Raw genomic sequence first — 17,768 nt, forward strand, 5'->3', positions numbered from 1 at the left:
TTAATTACTCCACCCCCTCGATCCGGTCTTCCACTTCCTGGTACAGCTCCTGCAGGCGCTCGATATTGGCCTGGGAAGTCTGCCAATAGCCACGCCCATGCACCTCTAGCAGGGATCCGACAATGCGCCGGAAGGAGTGGGGGTTGAGGTTCATCAAGCGCTGCCGCATGGCCTCATCCTTGATGAAGGTCTCGTTGGTTTCTTCGTAGATCCAGTTGTCCACCGCACCTGCCGTGGCCGACCAGCCCGAAGTGTTGACCAGCCGCTTGGCGATCTCCCGTACCCCTTCGTAGCCGTGCTTGAGCATCCCCTCATACCACTTGGGGTTGAGGAGCTTGGTGCGGGCGTCCAGACGGATGGTTTCGCTCAGGGTGCGGATCTGGGCGTTGGGCGTGGTGGTATCCGCCATGTAGGCCGAGGGGGCCTTGCCGTCGGGGCGCAGGCTTTGCACCAGCTTGGTGGGATCCGCGTCGAAGTAGTGGCTGACATCGGTCAGGCTGATCTCCGAGGAGTCCAGGTTCTGGAAGGTCACATCCACCGTCTTCAAGCTGGCTTCAAAAAGCTGCCGCATCTGCTGGTTAGGCAGATTCGAGCCAAAGGCAAAGGACTTGCGGGATAGGTACATCTCCCGCAGCTCCCTCTCGTCCTCCCAGGAGCTGTTTTCCACCGCCAGGTTGATGTTGGCGGAGTAGGATCCGGAAGCGTTGGAAAAGACCCGCGTTGCCGCCTGCTCCAACGTCAGCCCCAGCTCTTCTGCCTGCTGCAAGGCGTGCTTGCGCACAAAGTTCAGCTCCGGTGGCTCCACCGCTGCGGCCGCCAGCTTCACCGCCCGGTCGATCAGGTCCATCTGGTTAACAAACAGATCCCGGAACACCCCCGAGCAGTTCACCACCACATCAATGCGGGGCCGGCCCAGTTCCTCCAAGGGGATTAACTCCACCTTGTTCACCCGCCCCAGGGCATCGGGTTTGGGTCGCACCCCCAGCAAACACAGCACCTGCGCCAGCGACTCCCCGTAGGTCTTGATGTTGTCGGTGCCCCAGAGCACCACCGAGATGGTTTCCGGGTACCGGCCACCGTTACTGCTCATCTCGCGAGCCAGCAGCCGTTCCACCACCATCTCCGCCGACTGGATGGCGGCTGCCGTGGGGATGGACTGGGGATCCAAAGCGTGGATGTTGCGCCCTGTCGGCAACACATTGGGGTTGCGGATGGGATCCCCTCCTGGCCCCGGCAAAATGTACTCCCCTTCCAAGGCCCGCAGCAGGGATCCCAGCTCATAATCTGCCGTAATTTGCTTGAGGCACTCCTCCAGAAATTCAAACAAGGGCTTCAAAAGATCCGGATCCACCTGGGGGTAGCCCGCTTCTTTTAGGACTGCCAACCAGGGGGCTTGCCGGCCCATGTTGAAAAAGTTGAGCTTGGCCACCCGCGCGACCCGGCCCTGGGCGTCGGTCTGCTCCTGCACCAGCGCCGCCACCGCCTTCTGGCAGGCCTTGTTGATGCGATCCAGCAGCTCCGTATCCGCCAGGTGTCCCCGATCCCGGTTGCGGTAGATCTCATCGATATCCCGGCCCAGGCTTTGGGCGAGAATGCGGGGCAGGCCGAGGATCCCTTCTTCGGGGCGGTCAATGCTGGCAATGCTCACCAGGGTGGCAATCGCCTCCTCTGCTGTGGGGGGCGCTCCAATGACGTGCAGACCACAGGGCAACAGCCGCGACTCGATCTCCATCAGCTGGGCGTAGAGCTTGCCCACCACCGTGTCCCGATCTTCCAAGCTCAACTGGGCGGCGTCCCCCTGGGGCAACTCCACATCCTTGTCCAGGTTCACCAGCCGCGCCTTGTCGCAGATGGCGTTGACGATGGCGATGCCCCGCGCCCCCTCCCGCAGGGTTTGGTAGGAGCCGATCATCTCCCGCAGCTCTTGCAGCCCCTTGTAGAGGCCGGCGTTTTCTGCCGGCGGCGTCAGGTAGCTGATGGTGCAGGCGTAGCCCCGCCGCTTGGCAATAGTGGCCTCACTGGGGTTGTTGGCGGCGTAGTAGTACAGGTTGGGCAGGGATCCAATTAGATTATCCGGATAGCACTCGCCCGACATGCCGATCTGCTTGCCCGGCATAAACTCCAGGGATCCATGGGTGCCAAAGTGCAACACCGCATCCGCCCCCCAAACTTTCTCCAGGTAGGTGTAGTAGGCAGCAAAGCCGTGGTGGGGGCTGGCTGACCTGGAAAAAAGCAGCCGCATGGGATCCCCTTCATAGCCGAAGGTGGGCTGCACCCCGATGAACACATTGCCAAAGTGCTTGCCGTAGATCAACAGATTTTGCCCATCGGTATTCAGGTGCCCCGGCGCTGGCCCCCAGTATTGCTCGATGGCTTTCACGTAGGGTGTCAGCGCCTCGTACTCCCGCACCGACAGTTTGGCGGCCACATTCAGCTCCGGGCTGGCGTACTGGGCCTGGGGATCGTGCAGGATGGACTCCATCAGCTCCTGCGGGGTTTTGGGCAGCTCGGGGCCGAGGTCATAGCCGTTGTGGGCCAGGGCCTGCATCACCCGGTGAATAGAGGCAAATACATCCAAGTAGGCTGCTGTCCCCACATTGCCTTTGTCCGGTGGGAAGCTGAAGACGGTGATGGCGATCTTCTTCTCCAGCTTGGGCTTGCGCCGCAAATTGGCCCATTTAATGGCCCGCGCCGCGATCAGCTCGATCCGATCCTGCATTGCGTGAGCTTTGCCGGTGGCCGCGTCCCGCCCTGAGAGGATGATGGGATCAATGGCCCCGTCCAGCTCGGGAATGGCAATCTGCAGAGCCACCTGCACCGGGTGCAGCCCCAGGTCGCTGGCAGCCCATTCCTCCGTCGATTGAAACACCAAGGGCAGCGCCACCATGTAGGGGCGATTCAGCCGTTGCAGCGCTTCCACCGCCTTGGGGTGATCCTGCCGCGCCGGCCCTCCCACCAGGGCAAACCCGGTTAGCGACACGACCACATCCACAATGGGCGCTGTCTTCTGCGCGTTCCAGAAAAACTCGTTCACTGGCTTGGAGAAATCTAGACCCCCGGCAAACACCGGCACCACCCGCGCCCCGCGCGACTCCAGCTCTTGCACCATGGCCACGTAGTGGGCATCATCCCCCGTCACCAGGTGGGTGCGCTGCAACACCAACCCCACGCAGGGAGCCAAGGGATCCTTCACGTCCTGCGGCAGATCCTCGCGGGCGTTGTACCAATCCAAATACTCCGCCAGACTGGCAAACATCTGCGGCGCCAAGGGGTGCCAGATGCCCATCTCCAAGTAGGTGACCGGCTCGGCAAAGGAGAGCTGCCCCCGCATCCCCGGCAGGTAGCGATCCGCCAGCATCAGCAAAAAGTTCTCCAGGTTCTCGCGGGATCCCCCCAGCCAGTACTGGAAGCTGAGCATGAAGTTGCGGGCATCCTGCGCCTTGTCGAAGGGCAGATACTTCAGCACCTTGGGCAGGGTCTGCAGCAGCTTCAACATCCCCTCCTGGAAGTTGGATCCCTGCTGGCGCTTGCGCATGAACTGGGCAATGGCGCTCTTGGACTGTCCCAGCTGCGCCATGGAAAAGGATCCCATCTTGTTCAGGCGCATCACTTCCGGCATGGAAGGGAAGACCACCACCGCATCCAGCCGCTCCCGCAGGGGCTGCACCGCCTGCACCACCTTCTGGGCAATGTCTTCGATAAAAATCAGGGATCCGATAAAGACATTGGCCGTTTCCAGATCCCGCCGAAAAGCCTCATAGCCCGCGGGATCCCGCAGCTCCTCCACCAGGTAGCCGGCCAGCTCCACCGCCAGCTTGGAGTTGTGGGCATTGATGCGCTGCGCAGCCGCCGTCAGGGCACTCTGATATTGCGGCTCCAACACCACATACACCACCTTCATCAAGCGGCGATCCCCTACCTCGGCAGGGGTAACGTGGCGGGTGATGGGCTTAACCAGAGTAAACATGCGGTCGCTCTCCGTCGTGCAATGCAAAAATTGGGTAAACCGGGGAAAGGATTCTGTCCTGCTAACGCGAAAGGACTCCGTCCCGCTGACGCGATAGGCAGGATCCCCTATTGTCTGTTTCCCGTTCTACCAGAGAAACGGATCCCTGCTGGGAGCATGGCGGCAGGGTCGTAATAATTCGCAATGATCGCTGAGGTACTGTAAAGGGGAAGAGGATCCCTTCCCCAGAGAGCGTCCCCTTCTAAGGATCCAATGGACTTCTCACCCCGCGCCCGCCTTTATTCAGCACATGGGTGTAAATCATGGTGGTTTTGACATCTTTGTGGCCCAACAATTCTTGGACGGTGCGGATGTCGTAGCCGTTTTGCAGGAGATGAGTGGCAAAACTATGGCGGAAGGTGTGGCAAGTAAACTACCCGACTCCGTACCGCTTTAGCGATACAGAGTAGGCTTTTAGTAGCCCTGGGCCTGCTCTGCTCTACCAGAGAACAAAACAGGCCCGAACCTCTAGGCTGGTTTACAGCAGCCCCAATCGACCGTTACCAGTGCCTTAAATAACCGTTGGAGGTAATTATCGCTCAAAATGTTGACTATACAGACAAATTAGGGCAGCATTACACTAGGCAATGGAAAAGTCTGCTTCTTAGGTGATTATCAGTCATCTAGCTGCAGAAACACATGTTAGGCGACAGGGAGCTTTTAATGACGACCGAGTTGCTCTATCACCAACCAGTGGCACTGATCGCCATCGCGCTGCTTGCATGCACGGTGATCGCTGCGGGCTCGGGGTACAAACTCGGTCGCAGAGGACGCCAAGCACAAAACGAGCTGACGCGAATTCAGATCGGGAGCATTCAAGCGGCAACCCTGGGACTGCTTGCCCTTCTTCTTGGATTCACCTTCGCCATGGCGCCGTCCCGATTCGAGTACCGGAAGCTAGTTCGCAAAACGGCGGCGTTGTTTGCCGAGACGTTATGTGAAAGTGCGGCTCTGCATTCTACAAGTCAACAATTAATAATGTAATAATCTGAAAGGAAATCGCAATGCCATATCAAGCCGAAATTAGTCGAGCCAATCCGAGTTGTTTCTTGTTCCTCATTGACCAGTCGGGATCGATGTCAGACCCGTTCGGTGGTAGTGGGCCAAACAAAAGAAAAGCGGATGGTGTCTCCGATGCAATCAACAAGCTGCTTCAAAACTTAGTCATCAAGTGTGCCAAGAGCGATGGAGTTCGAGACTATTACTATGTTGGCGTAATTGGTTATGGTGCTTCAGTCGGTTCAGCCTTTATGGGCTCTCTCGCTGGCAAGGATTTATCACCCATTAGCCAAATCGCAAATTCACCGGCTCGAATCGAGGAGCGTAGCAAGAAAGTGGATGATGGAGCCGGCGGGCTCGTGGAACAGACTATCAAGTTCCCAATTTGGTTTGATCCCGTCGCTAACGGAGGAACTCCAATGTGCCAAGCATTAACGCAGGCCAAGACGATCGTTCAAGACTGGATTGCCCAGCACCCTTCCTGCTTTCCTCCCATTGTGATAAACATAACAGACGGTGAGGCGACAGATGGAAACCCTTCTGATGCTGCAAACGAAATCAAATCATTAGCGAGCTCTGATGGTAACGTTTTGCTATTCAATGTTCACTTGTCTTCTCAGAAGGCTAATCCTATTGAATTTCCAGACTCCGATAGCGGACTGCCCGATGAGTTTGCCCGCTTACTCTTCAGTATGTCGAGCATACTGCCAACACACATCCAGAATGCAGCAAAACAGGAAGGATATCATATCTCGGAGGCAAGCCGTGGGTTTGTTTTCAACGCTGATATCGTTTCGGTAATTCGTTTCTTGGATATTGGAACGCGTCCAAGCAATCTGCGCTAGTTTTGGAACCTATGAGACTCTCACTACACCATTTCTGGCTGCAAAAGCTTGGCAATGAAGAAGCCGATTACGAGGACGCTTTCGCCCCCAAAATAGATGGCATAATCGATCAGGAGACTTTTGCAATAGCTATTGCCGACGGTGCAACTGAGAGTTCTTTTGCATCCGATTGGGCTAAGATGCTCACTCGTGCTTTTGTCAAAGAACGCTTCACGAACATCCAGGCTCTGCAGGCCCGCACGGAAATATTATCGAAGCGATGGCACACTTTTGTAAACCGTAGACCATTGCCTTGGTTTGCAGAAGAAAAGGTTCGCCTTGGAGCCTTCGCAACGCTGCTCGGCGTCGAACTCACCTCAAACTCAAACGATTCAAACGAATCGGGATCTTGGTCAGCAATAGCAGTCGGTGACAGTTGTCTCTTTCAAGTCCGCAATGATGATCTTGTCCTCTCTTTTCCCATTTCCAGCGCAAGCGAATTTGGAAGTTCTCCGACTTTGCTTTCCACCAATTTGGCCCGCAATTCGCAACTCTGGGAGAAAGTCAAGCGCCAAACTGCAGAATGGCAATCAGGCGATCTCTTGCTACTTGCCACAGATGCCCTCGCGTGTTGGTTCCTCACCGAGCATGAGAACAATGAAAAGCCCTGGAACATTCTCTACGGTTTTACCGAGAATTCGTCGCCTCAGGAATCATTCAAAGCGTGGGCGAATGATGCGCGTCGTTCTACCCGCCTGAAAAATGATGACATCACCTTACTCTTAGTGAGGCTCTGAATTTGTTATGCCATTACCAAGAGGCGATGAATACTTAGCTGCAGTTCAAAACCCCAGCACAGCTTTCAGCGATCCGGAATTAAAGGTTTCCATCCCAGAACCTGATCAGTTCGGAATTCCTAAGCCTTACTCCGGAGGGTTCACAACCACATTTCATCTCCAAAATCATTCGCAACATTGGGCAGTCCGCTGTTTCACCAGAGCCATTCCAGATTTGCAGAGACGCTATGAAGCTATTGGACGGTTCCTGCAATCCTGTGCAGACGGTTTTTTTGTAAAGGCCATTTGTCTTAATGAAGGAATTAGAGTTGGCAGCCAGTGGCATCCCATCATAAAGATGCAGTGGCTCGATGGCGATACTCTGAACACCTTCATCGACCGCAATATCTCTAAGCCTGGAGAGATTTCTAAGCTCATTCCAGAGTTTGTCGCTTTGGTGGAACGTCTCGAAAGCCTCAAAGTAGCTCACGGGGATCTCCAGCATGGTAATATTCTCGTCAAGCAAGGGAAGCTCTACCTTATTGATTATGATGGATTCTACCTCCCCGAACTCTCCAGCCTTAGGACAAATGAGATCGGACATCTTAACTATCAGCATCCTTCAAGAACCGCTGCTCATTACAATTCAACGATAGACCGGTTTTCGGCCATCGTGATATATCTCGGTCTTTCAGCGGTCGCCGCTTCGCCCCCTCTCTGGCGCAAGTACAACAACAGCGAGAATATCCTATTTCGCTCAAATGACTTTGCAGATGTCGAGTCATCTCCACTTCTCATTGACATTTCTAGAATCTCCCAACTTGCCCCTCTTGTGGAGAGATTCAGGGTCGTTTGCAGGCTCGAATTCGATAAAGTTCCGTCTCTTGATCAGTTCATTTCTGGCAACTTCACCTTTCCAAAGATCACAGTCCGCCCTCCCGCTCCAGCCGTTACTGTTCCCCAAAGGCGCAGCCAGTATCCAGTCATTGACGCTTCTCTTTCTGGCTCACTCTCAGAACATATCGGCGACCGGGTGGAAGTAATCGGACTGATTACCGATTACCATTCTGCACAAACTAAGCACGGACAACCTTACATATTCCTCAACTTCGGTTCTTACCCACACCAAACCTTTACACTTGTTTTGTGGTCGACTTCCCTGGCTGAGTTCCGCCGTGATAAAGTTGATCCTCTTTCTCTCGTTCACAAGTGGGTCAAAGTTACTGGCGTAATTGGTAGGTATCGGGACAGACTGCAGATGACAATTGAACTTCCGTCTCAAGTTCAAATATTGTCAGGCGAGGAAGAAGCTCGCCAATGGCTTGGAGTCAAGCCGTCTGTATCTCCATCTCCACAGATTCGACGCCCAATCTCACAACCTGACGAATCAGTTTTTAATACTATCTATTCGGGCAAACGTGCTACACCTGTTGGTACTCCGTCATCGACCACATCTCCGTCAAAGAAATTTGATTCTTCCCATTTTAATACTATCTATTCGGGCAGACGTGCTACTCCTGGTGGTACTCCGTCATCGACCACATCTCCGTCAAAGAAATTTGATTCTTCCCACGGCATCCTTGGCGGATTAATACTCGGAATCGTCGGTGCATTAGTTTTGGGTTTCTGGGGTTTCGTGGCAGGCGCCGTGCTCGGTTACCAAATTGGCAAGCGATTATGAAAGGACAACACACTCTATGAGCTGGCGATTCAGAAAAATCTTCCGTTGGGGTCCATTCCGCACCACTTGGACAAAACGAGGCTGGGGATCCTGATGCTTTTGGGGCTGATGGGTTACCCAACATAACAAGTCACTGCACCCGACTTGATGCTAATCTTTGAACAGTACCCAAACCTACTGGCGGCGGGTGAGTTTAGCCGTTAGCCAGCGCGACTTAATCTCAAGTGTAATAATATCCAACATCGAGGAGTTGGAAAGATGAACACAGTGATTACCATTCCTCTGGATGCAGATACAGCGAGACTTTACAGTCAAATTCCTGCTGACCTGCAAAGAAAGTTTCAGTTGTTACTTAACCTTTGGCTGCGCGACCTCATCGTACCACCGCGTCCCCTTCAGGTTGTCATAGATGAAATTAGCCAAAAAGCACAGGAGCGTGGCTTAACTCCTGAGATACTGGAATCTCTGCTGAATGTCGAATGAACCATGCTTTGTTTTTGATACCAATGTTGTTATCAGTGCGCTCCTGTTGAGATGTTCTGTCACTCGTCAAGTCTTTGACAGGGCAACACAGAGAGGCAAATTGCTTATCTCACGTGTGACCGTTGAAGAATTGAGCGATGTCCTGCGGCGCAAAGGATTTGAAAGGTATATAACCGAGGAAGAACGGATGGAGTTCTTGAGCACTTTTGTTAGAGATGGCGTCTTGGTGGAGATTGTAGAGCGCGTGGCGACGTGTCGTGATCCCAAAGATGACAAGTTTCTTGAACTGGCTGTTAATGGCAAAGCAAGATGTGCGTGCCGTTAGATGTACCCAGAGACAAGATGATGAGCAAGCTCAAATGCCCTCATTGCGGGAACCCAGGGATCCCTGTCCTCTGCAAGGTGTGCCTCGGCTCAACTGTGCCTGCGACCTGCAAAGCGTTATGAATCTTTGTTTGAGTCGTAATTGAGAGGAAATAGGTGAGCTATAATTCCTAATGGACTTTTCTTTTCATTGCAGGTTGGGTAATGCAAAAACAGGAAGTCCTTACATTACTGGCAAATCACCAGAACACTCTGAAGGACTTTGGCGTAAAGTCTCTAATGCTCTTTGGTTCAGTAGCAAGGGATGAAGCGCAAACAGACAGTGATATCGATCTGCTAGTAGAGTTTGACCGTCCAGTTGGATTGTTCACTTTTGTACGCTTGAAACGATATCTAGAGAAAATTTTAGAGAGTCCGGTTGATCTAGGTACGCCTGACTCCCTCAAGCCCTATCTGCAAGAATCCGTTCTCCGGGAGGTGGTTCGTGCCTTCTAGAGATTGGCAGAACAGAGTAAGAGACGTGCTAGCTGCGATTGAAGAGATCCGAGAGTTTATAAAAGACATCACGTTCGATGAATTTCAAGTCGATCGAAAGACAGTTGGGGCAGTTTTGTATAATCTTGCAATTATTGGTGAAGCAGTTCGCGGCATTCCACCAGAGGTGGAGGCTTCGCATCCTGAAATTCCATGGGACGAAATGCGGGGAATGCGGAATATTGTGATCCATGAGTATTTTCAAGTGAGTTTGTCCATCATCTGGCAAACGATTCAAGAAGATCTTATTTTATTAGAAACCTCTCTTCGACAATTGATAAACCCTTAAGAGAAATGTATAATGTCGGAAGTAACAGCAGCATTAGACCTCACCTCATGCCCGGCTCCGATCCAGCGCGCCCATTTACTGTGGTGGTTGCCGACAACTTCCACGATGTGGAGAAATATAAAGAGTACGAGTACGGAAAGTTTGAGACCCTCGAAGCCGCAATTGCCGCTTGTAAGCGTATCGTCGACGAGTTTTTGATTGAGGCTTTGCGGCCCAGCATGACTGCTGACGAGCTCTACAGCGAATACACTTCGTTTGGAGACGACCCGTACATTGTTGGCTCGGAGGAGCCGGAAGTTTCCTTCTCAGCCCGTACCTAAGCAAAGGCGCGGTGTCTGGAGTTATGTGGATCCCAATCTGCACAAAACGCTGATGAGGATGAATCCGACAAATTGCCGGAGCAGCATCGGAAATAGAGGCAATTAAGTTAGATGAGGATCCCTCTGGGCCAGGATATATGGTTGTTTCAGACTGCAGGAAAGCAACTTGGGGATCCCAGGTTCCCCTAGTCTGCTTCGGGAGACAGATAAGGGGTATGTTTGTGTTGGCCGGTTAGAGATCGAAGGCAGGGCAAATGTCCCAGACTTATTCGGAATGACTATACCTCTACAGGGGCTGAAGTCGGTGTTGCCAGGGAAAGTCGTATCATTGCTAGATTGAAGTCATGGGATCCCTGACTCTACCCGGTAGAACTGAACTTTATGACTGTCCCTCTGATTCACAACCGTGACGTTCTAGAGAGCCGTCTCAAGGAGATTCCTGCTGAACCCGGCGTATATTTGATGCGAGATGCCACAGATCAGATTCTCTATGTGGGCAAGTCCAAGAAGTTGCGCTCTCGCGTGCGATCTTATTTCCGCTTTACCGGCGACCTGCCTCCTCGCATTCAGCGCATGGTAGCTCAGGTTTGCGAGATCGAGTTTATCGTTACCGATAATGAAAGTGAAGCTTTAGCCCTAGAAGATAATCTGATTAAAACCCATCAGCCCCCCTACAATGTTCTTCTCAAGGATGACAAAAAGTATCCCTATTTGTGCATTACCTGGTCAGAGCCTTATCCCCAGCTTTACATCACCCGCCATCGTCGCCTTGATCGGAATCAAGATAAATATTACGGCCCCTACACGGATGTTGGTCTATTGCGCCACACCCTTGGACTGGTCAAACGGATTTTTCCCTTGCGCCAACGGCCCAAACCTCTGTACAAAGATCGCACCTGTTTGAACTACGACATTGGGCGCTGCCCCGGAGTATGCCAAGGCTTGATCAGCCCAGAAGAGTATCGCAAGACGCTGGCTCAAGTGGCCATGATCTTCCAAGGCCAGACAGATGAGCTGATCCGAGAGCTGCAGGAGAAGATGATCCAGGCCGCCGAACAGGAAAATTATGAGGCAGCCGCACGATATCGGGATCAAATTCGTGGTCTGGAACAATTGGGAGAATCCCAGAAGGTTTCTTTGCCCAATTCTACCGCCAGCCGTGATGCTCTGGCCTTAGCCATGAACGATTCGCGAGCTTGCATTCAGTTGTTTCAGGTGCGAGCGGGCAAGTTGGTGGGGCGACTGGGGTTTGTGGCCGAAAACCGCGGTGACGACCCAGGCCTTATCTTGCAGCGGGCTTTACAAGAGCATTATCAATACTGCGATCCGGTGGAAATTCCCTCTGAGATTTTGACCCAGTATGAATTGCCCGATCACGATTTTCTGGAGTCTTGGCTGAGCCAGAAAAAAGGCCGCAAGGTCAGCCTCATTGCTCCCCAACGGCAGAGCAAAGCCGAGCTGATCGAGTTGGTCGAGCGGAATGCCGAACTGGAGCTAACCCGCGCCCAGCGCCTGGCGGATCGGGATGCTGTGGCCTTGGAGCGCTTGGCAGAGGTCTTGGATTTGCCGGATGTGCCCCGTCGCCTAGAAGCCTACGATATTTCCCACATTCAGGGATCCGATGCTGTGGCCAGTCAGGTGGTGTTTATCGATGGCCTGCCTGCCAAACAGCACTACCGCCGCTACAAGATTCGCAACCCTGAGGTGCGCCCCGGTCACTCCGATGATTTTGCCAGCCATGCAGAAGTGGCCCGGCGTCGCTTCAGCAAAATGACCCCTGAGGATCAGCCGGATTTGGTGCTCATCGACGGGGGCAAGGGGCAGTTGTCGGCAGTCATGGCCGTCTTGGCGGATTTGGGGCTGGATCACCTGCCGGTAATTGCCTTGGCCAAACGAGAAGAAGAGATCTTTCTGCCGGGGGATCCCGTGCCCTTGCGGTTGCCGGCCCAAGATCCGGCTCGCTTGTTGTTGCAACGCCTGCGAGATGAGGCCCACCGATTTGCTCTCGCCTTTCATCGCCAGCAACGGAAAGCGCGTCAACATGCCTCTACGCTGGACGAGATCCCCGGCTTGGGCAAGTATCGGCAAAAGCTGCTGATGGAAGAATTTCGGTCGATTGCCCGCATTCAGGTGGCTTCAGAAGACCAGTTGGCTCAAGTGCCCGGCATTGGCCCGAAGATTGCCCGACAGATTTACCGCTACTTTCACCCAGAAACTCAGGCGGAATCCCCGGAGACAGCGCAGGTGGAGTAGTTGAGAATCCGCGCAGGGATCCCTGCTCCCCCAGCACTCGGTGGGGTGATATCCACAGAAGCCTGAGCACCCTTCCTCGCCCGTGATTTTACGAGATCACGGGGGAACTTGTAGTGCGGAAAACATCGCTCAAAGCAAAGATGATACATAATCTCAGGGGCAGGCGTTCTTAGTGCCCTAGTACTGCTTGCGAAAACATAGGGGATCCTGATGTTGGCCGGACTCGATGTGCTCCTGGAGAATGCTCCCATCGGGATCTTTCGTGCGGATCTGCAGGGACGGTACCGGTTTGCCAATGCCAAGCTTGCCGAGATATACGGCTATACTTCCTCTGCCCATTTGATGCGCCATCTGTCGGATTTTGGCCATCATCTCTATGCTGACGCTGCCGGTCGTCGCCGGTTTTTCCAGGATTTGCTTGCAGGCAAAGTTGGCGACGGGAGAGTGGCGCAAGAGTTTTTGATCCACAGTCGCAAGGGCTTGGACTTGTGGGTGCGAGAACAAATTCAAGTCGTCCGCAATCCAGCAGGGGATCCCCTCTATTTTGAGGGGTATGTGGAAGACATCACGGCACAGAAGCGGGCTGAACAAGCGCTTGCAGAGAGCCAACTCCGCTACGAAAGGCTGGTTTGCGCTATTCCACAAGCCTTGATGATTTTTAGCCGAGAAGGCCAATGCCTAGAGCTGATTTCTTCCCCGGAGAATACTTATTTTGCTTCACTCTCAGCAGAGCATATTCAGGGAAAAGCAGTGCAAGAGCTGTTCGACTCTGAAGTTAGCGACCAACTCCGGAGGCTGATTGACCGTTGCTTGAGCAGCGGATCCCAGCAAACCTTGGAATATCCCCTAACCAACTCAGCGGGAGAGCTCCGTTACCAAGAAATTTGCATAGTTCCCTACGGAGCAAATTGCGTGCTTGGCTGCATTCAAGATATTACCGAGCGCAAGCGTCTAGAGCTGGCCTTGTTGGAGATTCAACAGCGATTCTGGGGAATTGTGGAGTCCTGCAATTTGGGCATCTCTCTGCTGCCTCTTGAGCCAGAAGCTAGTCCGCATGGCATGAACTCAGCCCTCAAGGATATAACAGGATATTCTGCAGAGGAATTGAAGGCTTTGCCTCTGGAGGCTTGTATCCCAGACTTGGCCGATGTTGAAACTCTAAAAAAACTTTGGCAGGAGTTGGTTGATGGCCGGCGCAGTCATTATGAATGGGAACATCGCTACACCCGAAAGAATGGCCAAATCATCTGGACAAAGTCCCAGGTTTATGTTGTTAGAGATGAAGAACAAAAGCCTCTATTTGCCGTTTACTTCCTGGATGATATTAGCGAGCGCCGATCCATCAAATCTGCTCTTGAGGAAATTCAAAACCAATTGCAGGGGATCTTCAACTTCTGTAGCCAAGGGATTGCTCTGATGAGCTTGGATCCTGATCCCCGGTATCTCAGCCTCAACCCGGCAATGGCAGAGATTACAGGGTACAGCGAGGAAGATTGGTCGGCTCTGAAAGCGGAAGATTACACTCCCTATCCCGAAGACCGAGAACGGGGCGAGATACTCTGGAATGAATTGATTGCCGGATACGCTAGCAACTATGAATATGAAAAGGTGATCCGCCGTAAAGATGGCAGAGAGATCTGGGTTCGCCTGCAACTGTCTGTAGTGCGAAACGCTCAAAACGAGCCTCTGTTTGCCATCCAATTTCTAGAAGATATTTCCGAGCGAAAAAGGGCCGAAACTCACCTGCGAGAAAGTTTGGCCGATCTGGCCCGCAGCGAAGCACGTTACCGCGCCCTTTACGAAGTGATTCCAGACATGATTCTGCAGGTGGATCGGCAAGGGCTAATCCTGTCCTACAAGCCCCCCAAAGGATTTGCATCGGCCTATCCCGATGACCGCTATCCTAACCAGTACATTCAGGATCTGTTTCCAGAGCATTGGAAAATCTACTTTGCTCCCTTGTTGGAGAAAGCCTTTCAAACGGGAGAAATTCAGGTTATTGAATATCCGCTTCCTCAAATTTCTCAAGACGCGGCGGAAGCATTGCCGGAATATCGTGAGGCCCGTCTGTTGCCCTTTGGGCCGGATGAGGCCATTGTTTTGGTGCGCGATATCACCCTGCGCAAGCGCCTGGAGCTGGCCCAGCAAACACGAGAAGCTGAATTAACAGCCCTGGTGCAACAGCGAACCCAGCAACTGGAACGCAGTTTGCAGTTTGAATCGATTCTGCGCCGCCTTACCCATCAGATACGGGCAACTCTGGACGAAAAGCAGATCTTGCAGACGGTTGTGAACGAGCTGGGGAAATTTTTGGGCGTTCTTTTTTGCAATGTCGGCCTTTACGATAGCCGCCGAACCTACTCCCTGATCAGCTATGAATACACGACGCTTTCGACCTCTGAGGTTGGGGCTCGGGTTTGGATGAGAGATTTTCCCCTCTTCTACGAACAGCTATGGCGAGGCTGGTGCTTTCAACTGTGCGCTCGGGATCGCCAACGGGATCCCGACACTTTGCCCCCCTATCTGACCAAGCTGGCCTGCCCCATTGCGGACGATCAGGGCATTCTTGGGGATCTGTGGCTGGCTCGGCCTCCTGAGGAGAGTTTTAGCGATTGGGAAATCGATTTGGCCCAGCAAATGGCGGCCCAGTGCGCGATTGCCTTGCGACAGGCCAGGCTCTACCTCAGCAGCCAGGCTCAGGTGACGGAATTGAAAAAACTCAGCCAAATTAGGGATAACTTCCTGGCCGCCGTCTCCCATGAGCTGCGCACTCTCCTCAACAGCATTAGCCTCTCGGTTCACCTGTTAAGGTTAAGCCATCAAACCTCCCCCCTTACCCCTAAGCAAATTCAATATCTTGAGGTTCTGGAGCAGGAGTGCAAGCGAAAGATCTCCCTAATTAACGATCTTCTGGATCTACAAACTTTGTTGGGCGATAGGCTTACGCTGCCCTCTGAGAAGGTTAACTTGCCTTTCCTTTTGGCACCTCTCATCAATCGGTTCCAAGACCAGATGCGCAAGCGGCAGCAAACTCTACAAGTTCACTGGGATCCCCACTTGCCCTATTTGCACACCCATCCTCGCCTGTTGGAACGCTTGGTCTGTGAGCTTTTGACCAATGCCCACAAATTTACGCCCGCCGGCAAACACATTGTCCTAGAGGCTGTTGCTTTAGGTTCCGACCGCTGGGAGCTGCGCTTGACCAACACAGGCACCACCATTCCCCTCGAAGAACAAGAACGCATTTTCGAGCAGTTTTATCGCATCCCCCACTCGGATCCCTGGCAGCAGGGGGGAACAGGCTTGGGATTGGCTCTGGCCCAAGCCATTGCCAACCACTTGGGTGGCTCTTTGCAGGTGGAGAGCACCGCCCACCAAACTACCTTTGTTCTTCGCCTGCCTGTAGCCAAATCTTGTTGACGATTCGGTTTGGGCCACTTATGGTGAGATTTACCATATGGGGGGCAGGGTGAAGGTAGCGCTGTTGCAACTGAACTACATCGTCGGCGATCTAAGCGGAAATGCCGAGCGCATCCGTTCAGCGGTTGAGGCAGTGGCGGCGGCGGGAGCAGAGTTGGCCATCACCTCGGAGCTGGCGTTGCTGGGATATCCACCCCGCGATTTGTTGCTCTACCCGGCCCTGATCGAGAGAGCGAACCAAGTTTTGCAGCACTTGGCCAGTCGGCTACAGGCCAGCATTCCGGTGGTCGTGGGATCCGTGCAGCCCAATCCTCTGCCTGAGGGTCGGCCCCTTTACAATGCTGCTGCCTGGCTGGAGGGGGGCCAGATCCGCCACTGGTTTCAGAAGTCGCTCTTGCCCACCTACGATGTCTTCGACGAAGATCGCTATTTTGAGCCGGGATCCCAGCCCCAACCCATCGAGTACCGTGGCCGCCGCCTGGGCTTTACCATTTGTGAAGACATTTGGAACGACCGCGATTTTTGGCAGCACCGCCGCTACCACTGGGATCCGGTGGAACAGATGGCCCGCTGCGGTGCCGACCTGCTGATTAACCTCTCGGCTTCCCCCTTCAGCCTGGGCAAACAGAAGTTGCGGGTGGAGATGCTGGGATCCCTGGCCCGCAAGCACGCCCTGCCCATTCTCTACGTCAATCAGGTGGGGGGCAATGATGATTTGATCTTCGATGGGGCCAGTTGCGCCCTGGATCGCTGGGGTCGGGTTGTGGCCCAAGCGGCTGCCTTTCAGCCGGATCACCTCATCCTGGATGTGGACGAGTTGACGCAGTCTCCCAACCCAGACCAGAGCCCACCGACCGCGGGATCCCGCTGGCCGACCGAACCAGAAGCCGAGCTGTACGAAGCCTTGGTTTTGGGCACCCGCGATTACGTCAGCAAATGTGGCTTTCGCGAGGTGCTATTGGGCCTGTCGGGAGGGATCGATTCTGCCGTCACTGCTGTGATCGCCGCCGATGCCTTGGGGCCGGAGCGGGTGCTGGGGGTGCTCATGCCCTCTCCCTATTCCAGCCCTGGCAGCCTGACCGACGCCTACCAACTGGCGCAAAACCTGGGGATCCCGACCCTGAAGCTGCCGATTCAGTCCATCATGGAGAGCTACCACCAGCTTTTGGCAGAGCCCTTTGCCGGCCTCCCCCCAGACATCACGGAAGAAAACCTGCAATCTCGCATTCGCGGCACCCTCCTCATGGCCCTTTCCAACAAGTTCGGGCGGCTGCTCCTGACCACAGGCAACAAATCAGAGCTAGCAGTGGGCTACTGCACCATTTACGGGGATATGTCCGGCGGCCTGGCGGTGATCTCCGATGTGCCCAAAACCTGGGTGTACCGCTTGGCCCGCTGGATCAACCGACAGCAGGAGCGGATCCCGCTTGCTACTCTGACCAAGCCCCCCTCAGCGGAATTGCGACCCGGTCAACAAGATAGCGACAGCTTGCCCCCCTACGATTTGCTGGACAAGATCCTGCAGCGGCACATCGAGCAGCATCAATCCGGCCCCGAGTTGGTGGCTCAAGGGTTCGATCCCGACACGGTGCAGCAGGTGCTGCGGCTGGTTCAGAATGCCGAGTTCAAGCGACACCAAGCTCCCCCTGGGCTGCGCATCACCGATCGCGCCTTCGGCACCGGCTGGCGGATGCCAATCGCCAAGCGGCAGGAAGGGATCATCTAATGGAACTAGTGGGATACCCTCACACCAGCTCCTCCGTCAGAGGGAGAAAGGGAAAGATTCGGCGCTGTCGGAATTGCTTGGAGTAGTTGGTGCCCGCTCAAGCTTTGTTGCCATTCAGAACGGCTACAACTGG

At 54.0% G+C, this 17,768-nt stretch carries 13 protein-coding genes and 1 pseudogene; 12 read left to right on the forward strand and 2 right to left on the reverse strand.

The genetic code is table 11. The features are described from left to right. Nucleotides 1-4: 4 nt before the first annotated feature. Nucleotides 5-3,967, reverse strand: a complete 3,963-nt coding sequence (locus ACVWYZ_RS08335; RefSeq protein WP_457466770.1) for a magnesium chelatase subunit H — start codon at nt 3,965-3,967, stop codon at nt 5-7. 241 nt (nt 3,968-4,208) lie between these two features. Beyond that, nucleotides 4,209-4,376 (reverse strand): annotated as a pseudogene (locus ACVWYZ_RS08340) (tyrosine-type recombinase/integrase); the annotation flags it as partial. A 293-nt stretch (nt 4,377-4,669) separates the two neighbouring features. On the opposite strand from ACVWYZ_RS08340, the gene ACVWYZ_RS08345 reads away from it, so the two are divergent. From ACVWYZ_RS08345 to ACVWYZ_RS08400, 12 genes are all read left to right on the forward strand, one after another. Continuing rightward, the gene (locus ACVWYZ_RS08345) at nt 4,670-4,990 is read left to right on the forward strand and encodes a hypothetical protein (protein ID WP_457466771.1); all 321 of its coding nucleotides are present in this window, start codon (nt 4,670-4,672) and stop codon (nt 4,988-4,990) included. Between the two features lie 20 nt (nt 4,991-5,010). Next, on the forward strand, nt 5,011-5,850 hold the full coding sequence (locus ACVWYZ_RS08350) for a VWA domain-containing protein (protein ID WP_457402124.1): 840 nt from the start codon (nt 5,011-5,013) through the stop codon (nt 5,848-5,850). 11 nt (nt 5,851-5,861) lie between these two features. Next, entirely contained in the window at nt 5,862-6,626 is a 765-nt protein-coding gene (locus ACVWYZ_RS08355; RefSeq protein ID WP_414388693.1) for a protein phosphatase 2C domain-containing protein, read from the forward strand. A gap of 7 nt (nt 6,627-6,633) precedes the next feature. Beyond that, entirely contained in the window at nt 6,634-8,286 is a 1,653-nt protein-coding gene (locus tag ACVWYZ_RS08360) for a hypothetical protein (RefSeq protein ID WP_457466772.1), read from the forward strand. Between the two features lie 258 nt (nt 8,287-8,544). Then, the gene (locus ACVWYZ_RS08365) at nt 8,545-8,769 is read left to right on the forward strand and encodes a hypothetical protein (protein WP_414329510.1); all 225 of its coding nucleotides are present in this window, start codon (nt 8,545-8,547) and stop codon (nt 8,767-8,769) included. Then, nucleotides 8,759-9,094, forward strand: coding sequence for a putative toxin-antitoxin system toxin component, PIN family (locus ACVWYZ_RS08370; protein WP_414329508.1), 336 nt, complete (start codon nt 8,759-8,761; stop codon nt 9,092-9,094). Before ACVWYZ_RS08365 ends, ACVWYZ_RS08370 begins: the two co-directional genes overlap by 11 nt. A 203-nt stretch (nt 9,095-9,297) precedes the next feature. Continuing rightward, a complete protein-coding gene (locus ACVWYZ_RS08375; RefSeq protein WP_457466773.1) occupies nt 9,298-9,588 on the forward strand; it encodes a nucleotidyltransferase family protein in 291 nt (96 codons plus the stop codon). Beyond that, nucleotides 9,578-9,916, forward strand: coding sequence for a HepT-like ribonuclease domain-containing protein (locus tag ACVWYZ_RS08380; RefSeq protein ID WP_414343083.1), 339 nt, complete (start codon nt 9,578-9,580; stop codon nt 9,914-9,916). Before ACVWYZ_RS08375 ends, ACVWYZ_RS08380 begins: the two co-directional genes overlap by 11 nt. Nucleotides 9,917-9,963: 47 nt before the next feature. Next, nucleotides 9,964-10,236 (forward strand): hypothetical protein, encoded by a 273-nt coding sequence (locus ACVWYZ_RS08385; protein ID WP_457466774.1) that lies wholly within the window; start codon nt 9,964-9,966, stop codon nt 10,234-10,236. 381 nt (nt 10,237-10,617) lie between these two features. Continuing rightward, on the forward strand, nt 10,618-12,489 hold the full coding sequence (uvrC, locus tag ACVWYZ_RS08390; RefSeq protein WP_457466775.1) for an excinuclease ABC subunit UvrC: 1,872 nt from the start codon (nt 10,618-10,620) through the stop codon (nt 12,487-12,489). 210 nt (nt 12,490-12,699) lie between these two features. After that, complete coding sequence (locus ACVWYZ_RS08395) at nt 12,700-15,909, forward strand: PAS domain S-box protein (protein WP_457466776.1); 3,210 nt, start codon at nt 12,700-12,702, stop codon at nt 15,907-15,909. A gap of 49 nt (nt 15,910-15,958) precedes the next feature. Next, nucleotides 15,959-17,635 carry an NAD+ synthase gene (locus ACVWYZ_RS08400; protein ID WP_457466793.1) on the forward strand — a complete coding sequence of 559 codons (1,677 nt, stop codon included), beginning with the start codon at nt 15,959-15,961 and terminating at the stop codon, nt 17,633-17,635. The last annotated feature ends 133 nt before the right edge of the window (nt 17,636-17,768 follow it).

This window comes from Thermostichus sp. MS-CIW-37 (genome assembly GCF_054060065.1).

Coding starts and splice junctions, on each gene's coding strand:
- ACVWYZ_RS08335 (WP_457466770.1), bottom strand. CDS start 3,967: ATGTTTACTCTGGTTAAGCCCATCACCCGCCACGTTACCCCTGCCGAG.
- ACVWYZ_RS08345 (WP_457466771.1), top strand. CDS start 4,670: ATGACGACCGAGTTGCTCTATCACCAACCAGTGGCACTGATCGCCATC.
- ACVWYZ_RS08350 (WP_457402124.1), top strand. CDS start 5,011: ATGCCATATCAAGCCGAAATTAGTCGAGCCAATCCGAGTTGTTTCTTG.
- ACVWYZ_RS08355 (WP_414388693.1), top strand. CDS start 5,862: ATGAGACTCTCACTACACCATTTCTGGCTGCAAAAGCTTGGCAATGAA.
- ACVWYZ_RS08360 (WP_457466772.1), top strand. CDS start 6,634: ATGCCATTACCAAGAGGCGATGAATACTTAGCTGCAGTTCAAAACCCC.
- ACVWYZ_RS08365 (WP_414329510.1), top strand. CDS start 8,545: ATGAACACAGTGATTACCATTCCTCTGGATGCAGATACAGCGAGACTT.
- ACVWYZ_RS08370 (WP_414329508.1), top strand. CDS start 8,759: ATGTCGAATGAACCATGCTTTGTTTTTGATACCAATGTTGTTATCAGT.
- ACVWYZ_RS08375 (WP_457466773.1), top strand. CDS start 9,298: ATGCAAAAACAGGAAGTCCTTACATTACTGGCAAATCACCAGAACACT.
- ACVWYZ_RS08385 (WP_457466774.1), top strand. CDS start 9,964: ATGCCCGGCTCCGATCCAGCGCGCCCATTTACTGTGGTGGTTGCCGAC.
- uvrC (WP_457466775.1), top strand. CDS start 10,618: ATGACTGTCCCTCTGATTCACAACCGTGACGTTCTAGAGAGCCGTCTC.
- ACVWYZ_RS08395 (WP_457466776.1), top strand. CDS start 12,700: ATGTTGGCCGGACTCGATGTGCTCCTGGAGAATGCTCCCATCGGGATC.